The sequence below is a fragment of the Veillonella montpellierensis genome (assembly GCF_947090115.1).
GTDB lineage: Bacteria > Bacillota > Negativicutes > Veillonellales > Veillonellaceae > Veillonella > Veillonella montpellierensis.
This window is the reverse complement of record NZ_CAMUMS010000002.1, coordinates 19,408-41,889: the sequence shown is the minus strand read 5'-3', so window position 1 is coordinate 41,889 and position 22,482 is coordinate 19,408. Positions and strand designations below refer to the sequence as shown.

Genomic DNA, 22,482 nt, shown 5'->3' with positions numbered 1-22,482 from the left:
ACTATAGTAAGTTGCTAGAAGACTAAAGAATGAATAAAAGGAGATAGATAGAGTCGTGAATACAGATAGTGTAACTGTTATTGGCGCTGGATTAGCTGGATCTGAAGCAGCCTGGCAATTAGCACAACAAGGCATAGCCGTTCGTTTATATGAAATGCGACCAGTACAACAATCCCCAGCACATCATACAGATCAATTTGCTGAGTTAGTATGTAGTAACTCTTTACGTGCTGGAAATATTGAAAATGCTGTAGGATTATTAAAAGAAGAAATGAGACAGTTACATTCGATTATTATGGAATGTGCCGATGCTACATCAGTACCAGCTGGCGGTGCTTTAGCAGTGGATCGTCATTTATTTAGCCAGATGGTAACTGAGAAAGTTTCTAATCATCCGTTGATTACTGTTGTTCGTGAGGAAGTAACAACTATTCCTAAGGATGGTATTGTAATTATTGCAACAGGACCATTGACGGCACAACCACTAGGTGAAGAAATTAGAAATTTAACAGGACATAAAGATTTTTATTTTTATGATGCAGCGGCACCTATTGTATCTGCAGAGTCTTTGGATTATGAAAAAGTTTTTTCTGCTTCTCGCTATGACAAAGGAGAAGCAGATTATTTAAATTGTCCTATGGATGAAGGACAGTACAAAGAATTTTTACAAGCTTTATTAAGTGCAGAGGTAGTCAGACCGAAAGAGTTTGAAAAAGAAATTTATTTCGAAGGATGTATGCCTGTAGAAATTATGGCATCTCGTGGATGCGATACATTACGATATGGACCATTAAAGCCAGTGGGGTTAGTTGATAAACGAACTAATCGTGAATCATATGCTGTGGTTCAGTTGAGAAAAGAAGATAGAGCAGGTACATTATATAATCTAGTAGGCTTTCAAACACATTTGAAATGGGGCGAACAAAAACGAGTCTTTTCTATGATTCCTGGCTTGGAGAATGCTGAGTTTATTAGATATGGAGTTATGCATAGAAATACATATATTAATTCACCAGAACTATTAAATCATGCATTTCAGTTACAAAAAGATAAACGATTATTTTTTGCTGGGCAAATGACAGGTGTAGAAGGATATGTTGAGTCGACAGCATCTGGCTTAATGGTGGGCTTGCAGGTAAGTCGATATGTAGAAAAAAAAGACTTTATACGATTCCCACGTACTACTGCTTGTGGTGCACTTGCTAATTATATTAGTGCCTATGAAGGAAGCAATTTCCAACCTATGAATGTTAATTTTGGCATTATTGACCCTTGGCCAGAACGGATAAAAAAACGAGAAAAAAATCCTAAAATTGCACAACGAGCATTGGATGATTTAAACATTTTGAAAGAAAGGGAAAAACTATGATACCTGAATTTCACGCGACAACTATATGTGCTGTGCAGCGAAATGGGGCAACAGCTATTGCTGGAGATGGACAAGTAACATTAGGACAATCTGTAGTGATGAAAAATACAGCACAAAAAGTACGACGCTTATATAATGGCAAAATTATTGCTGGCTTTGCAGGATCTGTAGCAGATGCATTTACTTTATTTGATAAATTTGAACATAAATTAAATCAATATAATGGGAATTTAATACGAAGTGCAGTAGAATTAGCAAAGGAATGGCGTAGTGATAAAATACTAAGGAATTTAGAAGCATTACTGTTAGTGACAGATGGAACGAATATATTACTTGTATCAGGTAATGGTGAAGTTATTGAGCCAGATGATGGAATCTGTGCAATTGGCTCAGGTGGAAATTATGCATTAGCTGCAGCTAGGGCATTACAATTAAATACACAATTAACGGCCAAAGAGATTGCAGAAAAATCATTACATATCGCCGCTGATATTTGTGTGTTTACAAATCATAATATTATTGTCGAAGAATTGTGATACTAGATATAGATTTGAATATTGAGAAATCATAATAGAATATTTTCGTAGACAGGTTTATGGGTGATTATTAATATACACACCTTAGTTAGATGTGTTTAGGTAAGCAGATTGATTAAAAAATAATAATTAGGGTGTTACGTTTACATATAGAGTTAAAATTGATGTGAGGTATAACATGGATATGAGTCAATATACGCCTCGACAAATTGTAGAGGAATTAGATAAATATATTGTAGGACAAGGGGAAGCAAAAAAGATGGTTGCTATCGCATTACGTAATCGATGGAGAGCGAAACAACTACCAGATGATGTACGGGATGAATATGTACCTAAAAATATTTTATTAATTGGCTCTACAGGCGTGGGAAAGACAGAAATTGCTCGTCGTTTGGCAAAATTAATAAAAGCTCCTTTTGTTAAAGTAGAAGCAACTAAATTTACAGAAGTTGGCTATGTTGGTCGCGATGTAGATCAAATGGTTCGTGATTTAGTAGAAAATTCTGTTCGCATGATAAAAGCCAAAATGCTTGAGGAACAAAAACATAAAGCAGAAGAATTAGCTAATCGACGATTGTTTGCTATTTTATATCCACATCTAGTTAATGAACCTAATAATACAAGAAAAACAACCAGTAGTGTCTCGGTAGAATCTAAGGAAGAACTAGCAGATTCAGAAAAGACTAGTCGTACACCTGAGATACAAGAGTTAGACAAAGATAAATTATATGATGAATTAGTCAATGGTTTGTTGGATGATCGTGATATAGAGATTGATGTAGAAGAATCACCAAAATCATTTACAGGTATTCTAGCAGGTAGCAATGTAGAGGAAATTAGTAATAATGTGCAAGATATGATTAATTCTATTATTCCTATGCGAAAGAAGAAAAGACATACTACAGTTGCTAAAGCAAGAACTATTTTTTGTGAAGAAGAAGCACAAAAATTATTAGATATGGATACTATCATAGAACATGCTATTGAGGCAGCAGAACAAGATGGTATTATATTTATTGATGAATTTGATAAGATAGCTAGCCATAGTCATCAAAGTACGCCAGAAGTATCTCGTGATGGAGTACAACGTGATATTTTACCTATTGTAGAAGGGGCTACCGTTACTACAAAGTATGGACCAATCAAGACAGAACATATTTTATTTATTGCAGCAGGCGCCTTTCATGTGTCAAAGCCGTCTGACTTGATTCCTGAATTACAAGGACGGTTTCCTATTAGAGTGGAATTAAATAGTTTAACACAAGAAGATTTTAAATCTATTTTAACGACCCCACAACAGGCACTCATTAAACAATATTATTTATTATTACAGGCAGATAATGTAACAATTCATTTCACGGAAGAGGCTATTGATAAAGTGGCAGAGCTTGCTTATCGTGTTAACAATGAAACAGAAGATATTGGTGCCAGACGATTACATACTATTTTAGAAAAACTATTGCAAGATATTTCGTTTAATGCACCACCTTCTGAACCAATCGAAATTACTATTACCAAAGAAATGGTTGAAGATCGGCTAAGTGGTATTGTTGAAGATATAGATATATCTAATTATATTTTATAGGGATTGTATTGTGTGTACATAGAATATATTGATTATCAGGTCGATTTAGTATAAATGATAGATAGAAAGAATATAGTGCAAGTATATGACTCGATTATTTCTAATAGATTCAGTATGATGAAGCATATATAGGATAAAAAATAATGATATACATGAATTTATATGCTGCACTATACATATTTATTTACCACCATATAATTTTATAATTATATTTATCAGTTTTATTTATATAGAAAGCTCTTTTATATGCTTTTTGTAGTTTTACAATAAGCCTATGAAGGAGCTTTTTATTATGAATATATGAATATATAATACAATATATTTTGATAATATATTAATTATATTTATTTTGGCACTCATAAAAAAATAATAACTTAGAAATTTATATTTATCAACATATAACTTATGGTTATATTTGAATGAAAAATATTTATTTTATTTATTCTCAATTAGAATGTATATTACCCTGTGTAGTCTTTTTACAAGCGTATTCTTGATTTAGTTGATTATCATTAATGAAAATTCAATCTGGTATTTTTCTGTTTTTGATGGTAAATAATTAGGGAAAAGATTATCAATGTAAAGACTTTTACAGTATTTAAATAATGCATTTTGTTATTAAGAAAAGTTATATATCGAATGAAGATATATGGCTTTGGTAGGAGGTTATGAATATATGCAAGAAAAAAATGTAAAGAAATTTCGTATTAATTCATTGATGGTAATGAAAACTGTTGCCACAGTTATTGCCTTGTTTGGCATTATTCCATCTGCTAATGCTATGCATATCATGGAAGGCTACTTGCCACCACAATATTGTATAGCTTGGGGAGCCATTTGTATCCCATTTTTAATTGCTGGGTATCTTTCAATTAGAAAAACATTACAACATAATCGTCGTGCGATTACATTGTTAGCAATGGCAGGCGCATTTGTATTCGTTATTTCATCTTTGAAAATTCCATCTGTTACAGGTAGTTGCTCACATATGACTGGTACAGGATTAGGTGCTATTTTATTTGGACCAGTAGCAATGAGTATCTTAGGTATTATTGTTTTATTATTCCAAGCAATCTTATTAGCTCATGGTGGATTAACATCATTGGGTGCTAATACTTTCTCTATGGCAATTGCAGGCCCATTTATTTCCTATGCGATTTATAAAATTGCTAGCAAACTTGGCTTAGGTCGTTTAGTATCTGTATTTTTAGCTGCTTCATTAGGCGATTTAATTACTTACTGTGTTACTAGCTTCCAATTAGCTCTTGCTTATCCATCAGAAGTTGGCGGATTGATGGCATCTTTTGAAAAATTCCTAACTATATTTGCTGTTACGCAAGTGCCATTGGCTATTATTGAAGGTTTAATTACCGTTATTATTGTAATTGGTATTGAAACATATGCTAAACCAGAATTAGAAGCTATTGGTTTTATTAATAAGGAGGGAAAATAATGAACGGGAATAAGAAAACTGTTATCAGTCTTATTGTATTAATTATCTTTTTAGCAATTGCTCCGTTGTTATTTATTAAAGATGCTGAATTTAGTGGTTCTGATGACGCTGCAAGTAATGCAGTAGCAGAAATTACTGGTACAGAATATGAACCTTGGTTTGAACCTGTAGCTGAAACTTTAATTGGTGGTGAACTACCAGGAGAAGTAGAAAGTTTATTGTTCTGTGTACAAACAGGTATCGGTGTTGGCGTATTTGCTTTCTTAATGGGCCGCTTAGTAGAACGTAAAAAATGGAATCAAGTAAAATAAACGCATGATAGAGTAATTATTTATGGAATGCATAGTCTTTTATCTAATCAATAGGGAGCATTTATAGAATATGAGTCATAACAAGAAATATAAACATAAAAAACATGCTTTTTCTATAGACATGTATGCATATCATTCGAATATTAATTGTTGGAATCCAGGATTAAAGTTACTATTAGCTACATGTATGATTTGTTCTTGCATTGTATTGGATAATCTATATGTATCTATGAGTATCATACTTATTAGTATGTTTATTACTGTAGTGATTGGTAAGATGAATTTTCGTGAATATTTGATTATTTTATCCGTTCCTATTACCTTTTTGATCGTTGGAAGTCTTGTTATTGCATTTAACATAGATTCTGTAGAACGAGGATTATTTGGTATGTGGACACCACTTGGGTATATATTTGCTAGTCATGAAAGTTTGAATACGGTGTTACATTTGTGGGGAAAAGCATTTGGTAGTATGAGTGCCATGTTTATGTTGTCATTATCAACCCCATCGAATGAAATATTTTCAATCCTTCGTAAATTATATGTTCCAACATTAGTGATTGAATTGATGAATATGGTATATCGATTTGTATTTGTTATGATAGAAACCTTTCTGCATATGCATGAGTCAGCAGAATCAAGATTAGGATTTGTTAATTACCGTACTTCACTAAAAACATTTGGCTGTATTGCCAGCAATTTGTTCATCGTATCTATGAAAAAAGGAGATAGATACTATGATGCAATGGAAGCACGTTGTTATGATGGTAATTTAGTATTTTTAGAAACTGAAAAAGATATAACAGTTATACAAAGTGTAACGGTACTGGTTAGCATGATAATAATTCTAGGTATATGGATCATGACAAAATAGAAGACGTGTTGGGAAGGGTATAAGATATGAGTCATCCTATTATTAGTGTAAAAGATTTGCGATACTCCTATGGCATGGGGCAAGAAATTTTAAAAGGTGTTTCCCTTGATATTATGAAAGGTGAAAAAATCGCTGTTATAGGTACAAATGGAGCTGGTAAATCCACTTTCTTTTTAAATCTTAATGGCGTATTAACACCTGATAGTGGCGAAATTTATTTTCATGGACGTAAGATGGAACAATCAAAAGAAGATTTGATGGAACTTCGTCGAGGTATAGGTATCGTCTTTCAAGATGCGGATAATCAAATTATTGCCACTACAGTTATGGGAGAAGTTAGCTTTGGCCCTATGAATTTAGGATTACCTAAAGCGGAAGTCAAAAATCGTGTGCTAGAAGCTTTATCATATATGAATATAGCAGATTTTAAAGAACGAGCACCTCATTATTTATCTGGTGGCGAGAAAAAACGTGTGACTATTGCAGATATTATTGCTATGCACTCAGAGGTCATTGTTTTTGATGAACCAACAACAGCATTAGATCCAGTTAATGTATGTGCGTTAGAAACAGTTCTTCATAAGTTATCGAATGAGGGTAAAACTTTGTTGATTTCAACACATGATTTAGATTTTGCATATCGTTGGGCCAACCGCATTATAGTGTTTTCTAATGGACAGGTTATTGCTGATGGAATACCAGAAGATGTATTTCAACAAGAGGATATCTTAGTAAAAGCTAATTTAAAGACACCTACATTGTTATCAATGCGAAATATTTTATTGAAACATGGTGTATTGTTAGATACAGAGACATATCCTAAAACAGTAGAAGATTTTGATATACTTCTATAAATAATTTATAACAAGAAGTTTTACACATAAAAAACGATTACTAATATGAAATAACCCCTAAAATATTTATGATTTTAGGGGTTATCTTAGTATTCAATATGCATTATTTTAGAATTAAAGTGACACAAGTATTAGTAGTTGCTAATGTTTCTATACGGATGATTACTATATAGCTCAGAGCTTTTATTTTTTTCTTTTTTTAGTTGGATAGGAGTTCTTGTTTTCTATAGTAGTTAAATTTTTGTGGTTGGTCCCTGCGACTTGTAAATAAGTAAATACAATTATACTGAGTAATATGACAATCAGACTTGTTGTTTGTGCTGATGTAAATGTTAAAAAAGCAGGTTGTGCATAATCACCACGGAGAAATTCTAAACAGAAACGAGCTAATGAATATAGAAATGCATATAAGCAAAATACTTGCCCTTTTTTATGAGTAAAAGAACTAAATAGTAATAAAATTACAAATATTAGAATATCAATTTGTCCTTCCCAGACTTCAGCAGGCCATAATGGTTGATTGCCATACGTATGATAGGCTAATGTGGTTTCTGGATATAAAATACCAAAGTTGCTTCCTGTTGGCGTTCCAAAAGCATCTCCATTCATCAAGTTAGCCATTCGGCCAATTGATTGAGCTAAGATAAGTGCTGGTGCAAACAAGTCCGCAAACGCCCATGTGTCAATATGGTGCTTTTTTGTATACCAGATACCTACTAATGTGCCTAATACAACACCACCCTGAATAGCCATACCGCCTTGCCAAACAAAAGGAATCTCTAATAAATGATTATGATAATAGGCCCAATCAAAGAATAGCACATCCCATAATCGTGCTCCAATAAGACCTGCTATGCCTACATAGATAGAAAAGTCGACGATATGTACATGCCAACCTCGGCCATCTTTTTTGGTTAAATAATAGGCAACACAGGCACCAGAAATAATGGCTATAGCTAATAATGTGCCATAGGCGCGTATAGGAAAATTTCCTATAAAAAATAAGTATTGATGCAAAACAATCAGTCCTTTCTCTTATGTTAATTGAATCTATGAAGTAGTATATACCAATTTTATAGAAAAGGTATAGTAATTTTATCATAGAGTGATAGTAATATGGGATAATACTATACTAGTATATGTGTGTAACGATATTTGATAGTATTTAGGGCAATTAACTGTATGTGATATAATAAATAAATATATAGATTATGTTCTTATCTATAATATTGTAACTGCATTATTGTAGTATATGTTATAAGGTGATATGGATGATAAAAAAAATAATTACTGCCACTTTTATTTTAACTGTAGTTACAGTTAATTGTTTAGCAAATGATGAGCCAATAATTAATGATATAGAAAATTATTCTCATACATCAGTGAATTTTCAACGTATGAATGAGGGGAAAGTAGCTAATACTTTTACTAGTGATTATGGAAAGTTAATCACCAAGGAAGAGTCTTATACCCCGTCTGGAATGGAAAAGCGACGCATTAAGGGGAGTAAGAAAGAAGCTTTATATGAGCACATTACTATAATGCCTAGAAAATCACTTGCTAGAGATAAGATGGAGTATTATAAAAAAAGTAGACAACAGACTGATAAAATGACGATCCATATAGATAGTACTAGACCGTATAAAAATAGTATGATGGATAAGGAGGCTCTGTTAGTTAAAAATATAGATAAATTGAATGAATCTACTACAGAAGATAGCACGAAGATGAAGAAAATCAATTCATCTGTAGTATGTGATTCTCATGATGATAGCAAACCAATTTATGTCACCACAAGTTTATTGCAACTGACTAATAAAGCATATAAAAAGCTTGGGCAGGGACTCATTCGTAATTCTCAAGTATTAATTCCTTTAGATGTGTACTTACAAACTACTACATTGGAGAAAGTGCATGCTATAGAGAGTGCAACTGATAAAATAATGATGTTAGTGCCTAGATTAGATTTACAAGATACATATGTTAGATTTTCACAAGATAGGACTAGAACAAAAATCGAAGTGCCGTTAATTACTATTGATAATATAAAGTATATTAATGGTACCATTGGTAATGGTACTTTAGGTGTTATCGTAGAAGAAGGAAAAAATGGTATTTATATTAAACCATCTTATCAGAGCTGGAAACTTCGTGAAAAAAACATGTTGCACACACCAATATCATGGGCCTTTGATCCATATCCAAGTAAACCATATAAGAAAAGCTTGACCGCAAATCAACAGTCTGTTATTTCTCCAAGTTGGTTTGAATTAGGAGTAGATGGTATTATACCTAATAAAGGCATGAATATTGATTACGTTATGAGTTATGGAGTACAAAAGTATCAAGTTTGGCCACTAATTACGAATCAATTTGATCCAGATATAACACATACTATTTTACATTCACCGAGAGCATGGAAAATTTATGCACAACAATTAATACAGTATGCGCTAATCTATGGATTTAGTGGCTATAATTTTGATTTTGAAAATATTTATCTTAAGGATAAAGAACAGCTTGTAGATTTTGTGGCATATTTAAATGAAGAGTTACATAAGTATAATTTATACACCTCTATTGATGTAACAGGATATTCGGATAGTCCTAATTGGTCATTAGTATATGATAGGTATCAATTGGCTAAGAATGTAGATTATGTAGTGCTAATGGCCTATGATGAAACGTGGGCTTCTAGTCCTAAACCAGGACCCGTAGCAAGCTATCCATGGGTTAAACGAAATGTAACAGATATATTGCAGGAAGTACCACCTAATAAATTGGTATTGGGTATTCCTTTTTACACACGTATATGGACTACTACTAACAATATTACAAAAGGTAGGACGTTAACCATTAAGGATAGTATGGATTACCTATCTAAGTATAAAGATTCTATTTGGTGGGATGATATACTCAAGACACATCGGTTAGAAATCTATGATGGTAAGACGATGAGTGGTAATGAAAAGCATGTTAACTCACTACAAAGGGAAACAGTAAAAAAGAGAAGTAAGATAGTAGAATCAATATGGTTTGAAGATATAGACTCTTTACAGTATAAATTAGAGTTAATTAAGAATTTATCATTAGCTGGCTTTGCAGCGTGGCGAAAAGATTTTGAAACGGAAGATATCTTAGATTTTATCTATCATTATTAGAGGTTCTAGAATTGACGATATTTGTTGATTAGTACTATAATAGACTGAAAGTGTTAATTTATATTAGTATGTATAGTTATTTATTATATCTATATGTGTTAGGTCCTATATGTCATTATATAATCATGGTTACGTAGAGAGATTAGGATATATAATACACCAATATATACAATAATGACATGTGTTATGCTGTATTGTGGAGGAGGAGAGGGCATGAACGAAAAATATGTAGCCCAAGATATTGAAAAAAAATGGCAAGATTATTGGTCTGAGCATAAAACTTGCAAAACAGAATATGATGAAAGTAAAGAAAAATATTATGTACTAGAAATGTTCCCCTATCCATCAGGGAATTTACATATGGGGCATGTACGAAATTACTCAATTGGAGATGTGGTAGCACGATTTAAGAAAATGAAAGGCTTTAATGTATTACATCCAATGGGGTGGGATTCATTTGGCATGCCTGCGGAAAATGCAGCTATTAAACATGGTATCGCTCCTAAAACATGGACGTTGGATAATATTGAAAACATGAAAAAGCAACAAAAAGCATTAGGCTTATCTTATGATTGGGATCGCGAAGTTGCTACATGTAAAGAAGATTATTATAAATGGACGCAGTGGCTATTCCAACAATTTTATAAAAAAGGATTGGCTTATAAAAAGGAAGCTAAAGTTAATTGGTGCGATGATTGTCATACTGTATTAGCTAATGAACAAGTTATTGATGGTCTATGCTGGCGTTGTGATAACCCAGTGCATAAGAAAGATTTAAGTCAATGGTTTTTGAAAATCACTGATTATGCAGATCGATTATTACAGGACTTAGATACACTTGATAGTTGGCCATCACGAGTTAAAGCTATGCAGAAAAATTGGATTGGTCGTAGTGAAGGCACAGAATTTCAATTTTCTATTCCAGAAATTAATAAACAAGTATCTGTGTATACAACGCGTGTGGATACTATTTATGGTGTAAGTTATATTGTGTTAGCACCAGAACATCCGTATGTGGAAGAGTTAATTGCTAATCGTTCAAATGAAAGTGAATTAAAAGCTTTTATTGAACGCATGCGCAATATGAGTGATATTGATCGTACGTCTACAGATGTAGAAAAAGAGGGAATGTTTACAGGGGCTTATGCAAAGCATCCTTTCACTGGACAAGATATTCCTATTTGGATTGCTAATTATGTGCTTGTTGATTATGGTACAGGTGCAGTTATGGGATCTCCTGCACATGATGAACGGGACTTTATATTTGCTAAAAAATATAATTTACCGATTCAAGTAGTGATTCAAAATCAAGAAGGAACAGTAGAAACAGATCCTAATAAAATGACAGCAGTTAATCATGAAGATGGAATTCTCGTTAACTCTGGCGAATTTAATGGCTTAACATCTGAAGAAGCAAGAAAGGCGATTACCAATCGTCTTGAAGAAATGCATATAGGTGAAGGAAAAGTTAATTTTAGATTACGAGATTGGTTAATTTCTCGTCAACGCTATTGGGGCGTACCGATTCCAGTTGTGTATTGTGAACACTGTGGAGAACAACTTGTACCGGAAGAAGAATTACCAGTATTATTACCAGAAGATGTAAAATTTGGGGCAGGAACTACATCTCCATTAGCCACATCAGAGCATTTTTCACATTGTACGTGTCCTAAATGCGGTGGTCCTGCTCGTCGCGAATTAGATACAATGGATACATTTATTGACTCATCATGGTATTTTTTACGGTATACTGATGCACGTAATGATAAAGAAGCGTTTAATAAAAAAATTGCTGATTATTGGATGAATGTGGACCAATATATTGGTGGCATTGAGCATGCTATTTTGCATTTATTATATTCTCGATTCTTTGTAAAAGTTTTGCATGACTTAGGACTTATTGAAGCTAATGAGCCTTTTAAAGGACTTTTAACACAGGGGATGGTTCTTAAAGAAGGCAGTAAAATGTCTAAGTCAAAGGGAAATGTCGTATCGCCGGAAGAAATAATTAATACATATGGGGCAGATACAGCTCGTTTATTTATTTTGTTTGCCGCACCAGTTGATCGTGATCTTGATTGGAGTGATAAGGGCGTAGAAGGTTCTTATCGTTTCTTAGGTCGCGTATGGCGCATAGTTGATACATACTACCAAATTGCACAACAAGGTAATGATGGTGATTTGACAAAAGAAGAAGTGGCATTGCGTCGTGAATTACATAGAACTATAAAAAAAGTCACTGAAGATTTAGATGGTAGATTTAACTTTAATACGGCGATTAGTACTATTATGGAATTAGTGAATGCTATGTATCAATATAAAGATACAGTGAAAAATATGAATGGCGGATTAGCTAATGAACTTGTAAAAAACTTACTCCTATTATTAGCTCCATTTACGCCTCATATTACAGAAGAACTTTGGCATAGTGCAGGGTTTGACGGTAGTATTCATGAAGCAGAATGGCCTATGTATGAAGATAATGCATTGGTTGTTGACGAAGTAGAAATTGCTATTCAAGTAAATGGTAAAGTTCGAGATAAATTGACAGTTCCTGTGAATGCTAATAAAGAAGAATTAGAAGCGTTAGCATTCGCATCTTCTCGTGTTAAAGAATTTACAGAGGGTAAAACAGTAGTTAAATGTATTGTTATCCCAGCCAAAATAGTTAATATTGTTGTAAAATAATTAATTAGGGCAAGTAGTAGAATTATATAGCTTTTATTACGATAGGATAAGAAATATGGGGAAAAAAGAAATTCGACGCACACAATTGTTACAGATATTAGAATCTACCGAACAACCTATTTCAGGAACCATATTAGCTGAACAGTTTAACGTAACACGTCAGATTATAGTAGGTGATATGGCGGCATTGCGTAGTCAGAGATATCCTATCGTGTCTACTGCTAGAGGCTATCAATTATTGCAAAATGTTAAATCGATGGTAAAACGGGAAATTGTATGTAAGCACGATGCTAGTGAAGTTTCCTTAGAGCTATCTACTATTGTTAAATTAGGTGGGATCGTACATGATGTAACAATTGAACATGATGTATATGGCTCTATACGAGTTTCTTTGTATTTACGATCGTTACAAGATGTAGAAAATTACTTAATCAAGCAAAAAGAATCCTATAGTGGACTATTATCTTCTTTAAGTGCAGGTATCCATATGCATACGATTGAGGCGGATAGTATAGAAACTATGGAAATGATTATAAAAAAGTTAGAAGAGCTGGGCATCATTTATCATTAAATATAATCTAGTGATGGCTTCTTTACATTATGTATAATCATAGCTCTTATCATAACATATAGCAGTATTGGTAATTATAGATTTTTTATAACATTAAAGCACTGATATATAATTTTATTATATATCGGTGCTTTTCTTATGTACGTATTGACTTTTTTTAGCACTCGTATGTATACTAAAAACTATACATGTGGTTATGTGTATAGCTTTTAGTATACATACGAGGAGAGATAGGAAGAATGATATTAGATACGTTAAACTCGATGAAAATTTGCAGATTTCATTATCGACTATTAGTATTGGCAGGTATTGGTTGGGCGTTTGATGCCATGGATACAGGGATTATTTCTTTTATCATCCCTATGCTTGTAAAAGAATGGCACATATCTAGTAGTGCAATAGGACTCTTAGGCAGTATTGGCCTATTTGGAATGGCGATTGGTGCTATTTTGGGAGGAACCTTAGCTGATCATTATGGTAGAACTAAAATCTTTACATGGTCAATGATTGTATATGGTGTAGCTACAGCTTTATCTGCCATAGCGCCTAATTATGAATTATTATTGTTTTTTAGATTGTTAGTAGGATTAGGATTGGGCGCAGAATTACCTGTTGCAGCTACATTACTTACAGAATATTCGCCACAAGCATATCGAGGACGTTTTATGGTAGCTCTAGAAAGTTTTTGGGCTGTTGGTTGGCTAGCTGCCGCATTAGTGGCGTATGCGATCATACCTATATATGGGTGGCGTTTTGGTTTGTTGGTAGGGGCTATACCAGCTTTGTATACAGGTATTATTAGAAGACATATACCAGAATCGCTTAGATATTTACTTAAAACAGGACAACTTTTAGAAGCTAATAAGGTTGTTCAATACTTAGAATCAGCGACTAAGCAATCTTTGGGAAGTGTTACTCATGATGATAGTCGGGTGTATACTAATTCGTTAGTGACTCATTTGAATGTAAAAGACTTATTAAATAGAGACTATCGAGTTCGTACTATTATGTTATGGCTTTTATGGTTTGGAATTATTTTTAGTTATTATGGCATATTCTTGTGGCTACCTACACTAGTATATCAGCAAGGATTTACAGTGGTAAAAACTTTTGAATACATTTTGCTAATGACATTGGCGCAATTGCCAGGATATTATTGTGCGGCCATGCTAGTAGATTGGCTCGGTAGACGATATACATTAGCAATTTTTTTACTAGGTAGTGGCATCGCTAGTTATTTTTTTGGCCATGCAGAAACAGAAATGATTTTGCTTATGTGGGGTGCTTTGATGTCATTCTTTAATCTAGGAGCTTGGGGTGTACTATATACATACACACCAGAATTATATCCCACTCGTATTAGAGGGCTTGGTTCAGGTTGGGCTGCAGGTATAGGTAGAATTGGTGGTATTATCGCACCATTATTAGTAGGCACATTATTGTCATATAAAATATCTGTAGACAGCATATTCTTTATGTTTGCAACTGTTTTTGTCATTATAGCAATTGTTGTAATATTATTAGGCGTAGAAAAGAAAAATACGTCCTTAGAAGAATAATCATAGATGTATTTGATTGTATCTATGAATAGGTATGTGAATAGATACAATAATACATTTAGTGATTAGTAAACGTATAATTATAATATATAACAAAATTCTCTTCTGTGATATTGTTATACAACATTTGTATCATGCATATGCAGTGGACTTGTAAATAAAATGAATGAATTATTTTGTTAAGTGTTGAGTTTATACTATTTACATAACAATTGGTTTAACAGAGCTTATTTTATATTGAACTTTTAGCATACAGATGTATAATGCAGTTTATCGATTTTGGTAATGGCAATCGCATCATAGTCAATGAAAATGAATTGCAAATAAGTAGCACAATATATGAAAATCAGTGATATGTAATAAATTTATATTCCATACCTTGGTATGTATTAGTAGTGAGCATGAAAGTATTTAGCAAGGTTAGTCGTGGTGTGTGTACTAGTAGTATTTTATACACATAAATACACAGCGATTTATTTACTAGACATTGCGACTTTTACGAAATCGTATATGAAATATATATGCCCTTATAGTGTCCCTATAGATTAGCTGATAGTCAGTATGTATTGACTGTAGTTGGGATAGTAGAGTATATACTATCAATCAGCACAAGCTAATTAAATAAGGGTTTACAGATAATTCTGTAAACCCTTATTTTTGTTTGATGTCATACAGTCTTGCGTGGCTATAAAGTCCTATAACTCTTAAGAAGAGCCTATCAACTTAGAATATATCTAGATTGATAGGCTTTATTTTTTTGGCAATAATATTAATAAAATACTTGACAATATAATCGATAAAGGTTATGATATAAATGTAGTTAAGGAAGAAAGTAAAAAAGTGGCTACCGATAACAACTGTATTTATCCAACTCGTAATCGCGATAATAGAATTGTTAAAACGATAACCACAGGGAGTCGAAAGAGTCCCGTCTTCCTAACTATTATATCAATGGTGAGTATATGATTTCAAGATTAACTTTAATAATTAGTGTTATTGCTTTTATATTATCAGTATATAATTTATTAATTGCATTAGGAGTATTATGAAATTAGAAGATGTAATGACAACTGGCGAGGCGGCAGAGTTGTGGGGGAAAAGTCCTATATCTATCAAACAGTTATGTACAGGCGTGCAAGGAAGAGGACCACGATTAGAAATAGATGTAGAATGTAGAAAGTCGGGTAAAATGTGGCTTGTAACACGACAAGGCATGGAACGATTATATGGGAAATTAGAAAAATAATGATTCCAAAAAGGACTATCGCATATGATAGTCCTTTTCTTTTGACGGCAAAAAAACGGCAAAAACTAACTATATTTTATTGATAGTTAGTAGACAAATTTTATATATTGCATTTTTGGCTATTATGTTATTTTACTTAGTTTTATTATATTTTAAAAAAATCGAGTTTTACGGTAAAATATTAAATATATATATATAATAATTTATTAGAGACGAGGATATAGTATGTGTAAGCGCAATGATTATATAAGTTGGGACGAATATTTTATGGGAGTGGCTAAATTAGCTGCACAGCGGTCAAAGGATCCTAATACACAAGTAGGTGCCTGCATTGTTAGTGATGACAATAAAATTTTATCTATTGGTTATAATGGTCTGCCATTGCATTGTCATGATGATGATTTTAGTTGGAGCAGAGATACACATAATGATAATAAATATTTTTATGCAGTGCATAGTGAATTAAATGCTATTTTGAATTATAGAGGTGGTTCATTAGAAAATAGTAAAATTTATGTTACTTTATTTCCTTGCAATGAATGTGCTAAAGCGATTATTCAAAGTGGTATAAAGTCAGTTATTTATTGGGAAGATAAGTATGCAAATACACCAGAAGTTATGGCATCAAAGCGTATGTTACAAACAGCAGGTGTTGAGTTAATTCAATATGAACCAACAAGTAGAGTCTTAACTATTCATCTATAGGTAGTTCGGCATGATAAAAAATAGAAATAGTAGTCATTTTATGACTACAGCGATATAAGACATAAAAAAATATATTAATTATACTCATTTATAAGAGTATAGTAATAAATAGGCCGCTAATCAAAGATATATTACTTTGATTAGCGGCCTTATAATTATAGTTTAAGAACATTGAGTCTATCTTGAGAGTAGCTACTTATGTGCTAGAGGAAAGATGTATTGTTGAAAATTATTTTTTATATCGCCTAGAAGTATTTAATCATATTAGGCAAATAAGAAAGATAAATTTAGTAGAATAATTTCTATACTAATAATCTTCCATGTTCCATAATGGGAACCGTAGTTTTATCTTTTTTTATCCCTACAATATTCATATCTTCGTGGCCAATCATAAAATCAACATGCACCATAGAATAATTTATCCCTCGATCTCGTAATTGCTCTGCACTTTTACCTTCGTTATTAGCAATGCAGGTAGGATAGGCAGCACCAATGGCTAGATGACAGGAAGCATTTTCATCGTATAAAGTTTCGTAGAAAATCTTGTTTGATTGACTAATAGGACTATAGTGATCAACAAGTGCTACTTCACCTAAGAAGTGGGAACCAAAATCTGTAGAGATAAGTTCTTCAAGAATTTCTTGACCTTTTTCAGCATGAATTTCAATGATATCTCCACGTTCAATTTTAAAATAAAAATTTTTAATCATATTTCCTTGATAGATTAACGGTTTTGTAGCATACACTATACCGTTAACACCGTTGAATTGTGGTGCTGTATATACTTCTTCTGTAGGAATATTGGCATTAAATTCTATCTTATTATTCGCTAATTCTGTACCACCTTGCCAAATATGTCCTTCTGGTAGGTGAACTGTTAAATTAGTGCCGTTAGAACATGTATAATGTAAGGCTTCTAAGTTTAATGCATTTAATGTTTCAGTTCGTTTTTTTAGGTTAGTTAAATGCGATGTAATGTATTCGTCTTCTGGCACATCAACTAGTCGACACAAACGTAAAATATCCATCCATAAGGCGTATATTTTTTCATTATTAGTTCCTGTATAGTTCAGTGTTTCTGCCCATTCTAGCGTAGCTACTGAGGCAACACACCAAGTTAATTGAGAACCCATAATGGCTTGATGATAAAATGATAACGCGTCATTTAAGCTTTTTCCTTGCATAGCTAGTCGTTTAGGGGGAACTTCAGAAAAGGCTTTAGGATTGGCACTGATCAATGATAGAAAGGCTGATTTACGATCAACATAGGTTTTATAGTAGGCTGATAGCCAATTAGGTTGACGTATTAATGCATTTTCGCGTGCGTATAATAGTCGTTGCTTAGCTACAGGAATAGACCGCCAATTTACGACTACCTCAAAGCAACCCATTTTATAAGCTTCTTCAGTGACAATATATGCAAACTCTTTATTTTCCACATCCACAGAAATAAATAGAGTCTGATTTTTTTGTAAATTGACTCCAGAAGTCAATAATAGTTTAGCATATTCTCTTAATTTTTGATGTAACATAATAGCTCCTTATATCACTGCTAGTAGATTTACTAGGAATTTAGTTAATGACTTAGAATTCTATAGTAGAGGTGATGTAAATGAAACAATACGATAAGAAAATAATATATGGCACTATAGGCATCATAATCATTATATGTATAATTTACTTTCTAGTGCCTATTATAACAGAGAATGAAGTACAAATAAATAATGGAGAAAATCAAGATTCTTATTCAACATCTATGAATGCTAATAGTTCGAGTGATGGAGAGTATCATATTTATATTACAGGGGCTATAGAAAATCCAGGATTATACAATTTAGAAAAATCATATACTATACATGAGGCAATTACATTAGCTGGGGGCTTATTACCTTATGCGGGAACAGATTCTATTAATCTAGCAGAAAAAGTTGAACCGGGAACACATATTCATATTCCATTTAATTTTAATGGGAATCCAGAAGCATTATTACGGAAGCAGAAGATAAATATTAATACAGCAACGATTGAAGAATTAAAAAGCTTGCCAGGTATTGGTGAAACTATGGCAAAACGAATTGATGAGTATCGGAAGGAACATGGTAGTTTTGCTAGTGTTAATGATATGACAAAAGTCAAGGGGATTGGAAAAGCTTTGTTGCGCAAAATTCAAGATAAAGTAACTGTATAGGTAGTATTATGCGTAGACTATATATTTTATATACAGATGTTAGTGCTATTATATTGGCGGCTATGCTTACTGGTATAGGGATAGCATATATGCGAATAGTTGATAGTACCTATCCATTAGAATTACTTGTTATACTTTCTATGTTATATGTAGTTAGCAAAATTATTATTTTTTTACGAACTAGAGAGTTTTTATGGCAACGAATAGTAATCATCACTATATTGATTTTGGGTAGTAGTTGTTTAGGTTATATACTTACAGAACGTAGCGTGATGAATTACTATGAATTACAACCATTTTATGCTAAACAAGAAGGACAGTATATTATAGCTACGACTAAGGATAGTGAGCTAGTTTCTTTTTCAGAGGGTGCTTATCAAAAAATTACAGGAAGATTATATGGAGTAATAGCAGAGAAAAATCATAAAGAATGGCATATAGTAGGAAAAGGTCTAATTAATACGTATAGTAAAATAGAGACTAATACACAAAAAAAAGATATGGTAAAAAATGAGACACATCCTAACTTGCTGCAAGCAGGCAGTTTGATAATGGTAAAAGGGACTCCTACTATATATCGACCTATCAAAGAAGTAGGGTCAATTGATTTGACGGCTAGAGCGATTTCTTCTGGAACGGTAGCTACTATTTATAATGGTGATTATCAATATATATCCGAGGAAATGTTGTCATCCTATGGCTTTCATGAATCATTTATAGATAGGATGGTACGAAATATCTATAGTGTAACAAGTCACTTCCGTTATAGAATTAGTGACTATATACATACTTATCTGCCAGAAGAAGAAGGAACTATTTGTAAGTCCCTTATATTAGGTGCTAATTATCATGATTTATCACCATTGATTATAGATACATTCTCTTACTCTGGACTCATTCACATTTTATCTGTGTCAGGTTCACATATAGCCTTGCTATTTTCTTTTGTGTATGGGAGCTTAGCTCTGTTTCGCGTACCTAAACGAAAATCGGTATATGTCGCCTTATTAGTTGTTATCGGTTATTGCATACTGCTTGGATTTAATGCCCCAGCGGTAAGAGCCTCTATCATGGGCGTCATCATTGGTATGAGCGTTATTATGGGCCGAAGATATAACGCACGACAGGCTTTATTGAATACAGCTATTGTTTTATTAATATATAATCCATTATTAGCACTCGATATAAGTTTTCAATTTTCTTTTCTTTCCACGTTAGGAATTATTTTATTTTTTAGACCAATGTATATATTACTGCCACGTATACCAAGTTACCTAAAAGGTCCAATTATTCTTTCTTTAACAGCTCAAAGTATAATTTTGCCGCTACAATTATATTATTTTCATTTTTTTAGTCCTATTTCAGTGGTGACGGCTGTTATTGTAACACCTTTATTAGATGTAGTAATTATTTTATTATTGTTAGTCTTAGTACTATCAATCGTTATATCTGTACCTATACTATGGTATGTAATTAAATGGATATTACAGTTAGCGTTATTTTTTAATTATTCGTTAGTACAGTGGCAATTTTCTGTAATTTGGGTCGGCATGTTACCATTGCTATATAGTGTGATATATTATATGGGAATTAGATGCTTGTATTACTATGTAGCCGAGATTTCAGTCGTTATATATCACTATGTGATTTATGTGATTAGTATTATTGGTATCACGTTTATATTCGCACTGGGTATGAATTATTATAGTAGTCATCTTAGATTTCATTATATCCCGATAAAACGAGGAATAGCATATACTATTGTACAAGGATATAATAATCGCATGTTGTATATCGATATGAAAAATAATCCTATAGATATAGCGGATATACGAATGTTACGTAAAGCGATTCAAGGCCAAGGATTTTCATCGTACACAATGATTATTGGAGAACATGTGGAAAAGTGTGATAGAGAGCAATTAACAATGTTATGCAATAGGTCAATTAATATGGATAGTAGTAGATCTTTTTATAGACAAGATGAATATAGAATTTCTAGTAGTAGCAATAATAAAGTGCCACATAGTTCAAATCAGAATCAATTATATATAGTAGGCGATTGGAAACCATATAGTGGAGGAGAGCTAGAAATAGAGAAAAGTAATGATAAATTATTAGCAATTCATGTAAGTAATTCACATGGTAATTATTATTTTACTCATGGACAAATAGATAAAAAAGCACTAGAATTAAACAATAAAGTGAATGTATTTATCACAGATACGCCTAAAATTATCGACAGTGAAATTGTAAATAATTCTACTGTTATTTATTACGCTACAGGTTATAAAAAGGTAGATGTTGATATAGATAATGACTATATTTATACTGCTAAGTATCGATATATTCCAGATGTAACACTTTAATTGTATGTAAGGAGATTAGTTATGGCTCAAGTATCAATTATTTATGGCAATGAACCACAATTGATAGAAGAGAAAAAACAAGAAATTTTACAGCGTTATAAAACTATTCCGATTACTACAGTGCGTGATGCCATAGATCCCGTTCGTATTAGCGAGTTTTTATGTGAAGACTCTTTATTTGATGATGAACGATTATTTCTTTTAATTGATCCACCTGTTTTTAAAAAGAGTGGTAAACGAGAAGATCCAGCATGGAATAATTTATATAACAGTATCCTACAGTATAAAGGGAAAAATCCAGTTGTTATTATATATCATGATACAATTGATAAACGGATTAAAACAAATATGGCGCTATTGAATAAAGTTGAGTCAATAGAATGCAAACGCCTAGAAGGCGGTGAATTATTAGCATGGATACGTAATTACTGCACACATCATGGTTTTAAAATCACACCAGATGGTATAGAATATATCCGTCATTTAATGGAACTATGGCAAGATGTATCTGTTTCATTTATGAGAACAGAATTGGATCGATATTTTTTGCAATTAGGTAATCATAAGATAATTGACCAACAGTTTTTGGAAACAAATAGTAGTGATTATGGTGCTAAAAATATTTTTGCTTTTAAAGAAGCTTTATTACAAAAAAATGTATCTACATTATTAGAATTATTTCCGTTTATGTTAGGTTATAAAGAAATTGATCGAGCCATGTCTTATATAGAAGGTCAATTACGGCTGCAATTAATGGTGAGTGAATGCCGTTCACTAGGAATGTCTCGACAAAGCATAGAAAATTTATGTAAAGAGAAAAACTCTTCTATAAAAAGCTATCCCATTAAGTTGGCCTATAATGCAGCCCATGAGATTTCTATATCTGCCCTAGAGAAACTATTAGTAGGTTTATATACGATTATGACTGATAGTCGTCAAGGTAAAAGTGATATGTGGCAATTTAGAGATTTATGTATAGCTTATTGTAAAGAATCAAATTAGTCTAGGTATTG

Annotated in this window: 18 protein-coding genes; 16 read left to right on the top strand and 2 right to left on the bottom strand. The window is 32.6% G+C overall.

Annotated features, from left to right (window positions below; genetic code table 11):
• The first annotated feature begins 55 nt into the window (after nt 1-55).
• From trmFO to P6940_RS01245, 7 genes are all read left to right on the top strand, one after another.
• A complete protein-coding gene (trmFO, locus tag P6940_RS01275) occupies nt 56-1,369 on the top strand; it encodes a methylenetetrahydrofolate--tRNA-(uracil(54)-C(5))-methyltransferase (FADH(2)-oxidizing) TrmFO (RefSeq protein ID WP_277292955.1) in 1,314 nt (437 codons plus the stop codon).
• Nucleotides 1,366-1,905: an ATP-dependent protease subunit HslV gene (gene hslV, locus P6940_RS01270; RefSeq protein WP_038113458.1), complete on the top strand. Its 540-nt coding sequence runs from the start codon at nt 1,366-1,368 to the stop codon at nt 1,903-1,905. The genes trmFO and hslV overlap by 4 nt, the downstream gene beginning before the upstream one ends.
• 178 nt (nt 1,906-2,083) lie before the next feature.
• Nucleotides 2,084-3,490 (top strand): ATP-dependent protease ATPase subunit HslU, encoded by a 1,407-nt coding sequence (gene hslU, locus P6940_RS01265; RefSeq protein ID WP_277292954.1) that lies wholly within the window; start codon nt 2,084-2,086, stop codon nt 3,488-3,490.
• A 676-nt stretch (nt 3,491-4,166) separates the two neighbouring features.
• On the top strand, nt 4,167-4,943 hold the full coding sequence (locus P6940_RS01260; protein ID WP_277292953.1) for an energy-coupling factor ABC transporter permease: 777 nt from the start codon (nt 4,167-4,169) through the stop codon (nt 4,941-4,943).
• A complete protein-coding gene (locus tag P6940_RS01255; protein WP_277287794.1) occupies nt 4,943-5,254 on the top strand; it encodes an energy-coupling factor ABC transporter substrate-binding protein in 312 nt (103 codons plus the stop codon). Before P6940_RS01260 ends, P6940_RS01255 begins: the two co-directional genes overlap by 1 nt.
• A 70-nt stretch (nt 5,255-5,324) precedes the next feature.
• Nucleotides 5,325-6,128, top strand: coding sequence for a cobalt ECF transporter T component CbiQ (cbiQ, locus tag P6940_RS01250; protein WP_277287795.1), 804 nt, complete (start codon nt 5,325-5,327; stop codon nt 6,126-6,128).
• Nucleotides 6,129-6,154: 26 nt separating this feature from the next.
• Complete coding sequence (locus P6940_RS01245; protein WP_277292952.1) at nt 6,155-6,982, top strand: energy-coupling factor ABC transporter ATP-binding protein; 828 nt, start codon at nt 6,155-6,157, stop codon at nt 6,980-6,982.
• A gap of 183 nt (nt 6,983-7,165) precedes the next feature.
• Here P6940_RS01245 and lgt read toward each other — a convergent pair whose 3' ends face one another.
• Nucleotides 7,166-7,999 (bottom strand): prolipoprotein diacylglyceryl transferase, encoded by an 834-nt coding sequence (gene lgt / locus P6940_RS01240; RefSeq protein ID WP_028257365.1) that lies wholly within the window; start codon nt 7,997-7,999, stop codon nt 7,166-7,168.
• A 254-nt stretch (nt 8,000-8,253) separates the two neighbouring features.
• Here lgt and P6940_RS01235 point away from each other — a divergent pair, with 254 nt between their 5' ends.
• From P6940_RS01235 to P6940_RS01210, 6 genes are all read left to right on the top strand, one after another.
• Nucleotides 8,254-10,143: a glycosyl hydrolase family 18 protein gene (locus tag P6940_RS01235; protein WP_277292951.1), complete on the top strand. Its 1,890-nt coding sequence runs from the start codon at nt 8,254-8,256 to the stop codon at nt 10,141-10,143.
• A 213-nt stretch (nt 10,144-10,356) separates the two neighbouring features.
• Nucleotides 10,357-12,831, top strand: a complete 2,475-nt coding sequence (leuS, locus tag P6940_RS01230; protein ID WP_277292950.1) for a leucine--tRNA ligase — start codon at nt 10,357-10,359, stop codon at nt 12,829-12,831.
• A 55-nt stretch (nt 12,832-12,886) separates the two neighbouring features.
• Nucleotides 12,887-13,402 (top strand): transcription repressor NadR, encoded by a 516-nt coding sequence (locus tag P6940_RS01225; protein ID WP_028257363.1) that lies wholly within the window; start codon nt 12,887-12,889, stop codon nt 13,400-13,402.
• 263 nt (nt 13,403-13,665) lie between these two features.
• Nucleotides 13,666-14,961 (top strand): MFS transporter, encoded by a 1,296-nt coding sequence (locus P6940_RS01220; protein WP_277292949.1) that lies wholly within the window; start codon nt 13,666-13,668, stop codon nt 14,959-14,961.
• A 1,045-nt stretch (nt 14,962-16,006) separates the two neighbouring features.
• Entirely contained in the window at nt 16,007-16,207 is a 201-nt protein-coding gene (locus P6940_RS01215) for a helix-turn-helix domain-containing protein (RefSeq protein ID WP_277292948.1), read from the top strand.
• A gap of 225 nt (nt 16,208-16,432) precedes the next feature.
• Complete coding sequence (locus tag P6940_RS01210) at nt 16,433-16,912, top strand: deoxycytidylate deaminase (RefSeq protein WP_028257297.1); 480 nt, start codon at nt 16,433-16,435, stop codon at nt 16,910-16,912.
• A 302-nt stretch (nt 16,913-17,214) separates the two neighbouring features.
• Here P6940_RS01210 and P6940_RS01205 read toward each other — a convergent pair whose 3' ends face one another.
• The gene (locus P6940_RS01205) at nt 17,215-18,444 is read right to left on the bottom strand and encodes an aminopeptidase (protein WP_277292947.1); all 1,230 of its coding nucleotides are present in this window, start codon (nt 18,442-18,444) and stop codon (nt 17,215-17,217) included.
• Between the two features lie 224 nt (nt 18,445-18,668).
• Here P6940_RS01205 and P6940_RS01200 point away from each other — a divergent pair, with 224 nt between their 5' ends.
• Genes P6940_RS01200 through holA form a run of 3 tightly spaced genes read left to right on the top strand, consistent with a single transcriptional unit; the run spans nt 18,669 to nt 22,471 of the window.
• Nucleotides 18,669-19,100 carry a helix-hairpin-helix domain-containing protein gene (locus tag P6940_RS01200; RefSeq protein WP_338116621.1) on the top strand — a complete coding sequence of 144 codons (432 nt, stop codon included), beginning with the start codon at nt 18,669-18,671 and terminating at the stop codon, nt 19,098-19,100.
• An 8-nt stretch (nt 19,101-19,108) separates the two neighbouring features.
• On the top strand, nt 19,109-21,469 hold the full coding sequence (locus P6940_RS01195) for a ComEC/Rec2 family competence protein (protein WP_277292945.1): 2,361 nt from the start codon (nt 19,109-19,111) through the stop codon (nt 21,467-21,469).
• A 21-nt stretch (nt 21,470-21,490) separates the two neighbouring features.
• Complete coding sequence (gene holA / locus P6940_RS01190; protein ID WP_277292944.1) at nt 21,491-22,471, top strand: DNA polymerase III subunit delta; 981 nt, start codon at nt 21,491-21,493, stop codon at nt 22,469-22,471.
• The last annotated feature ends 11 nt before the right edge of the window (nt 22,472-22,482 follow it).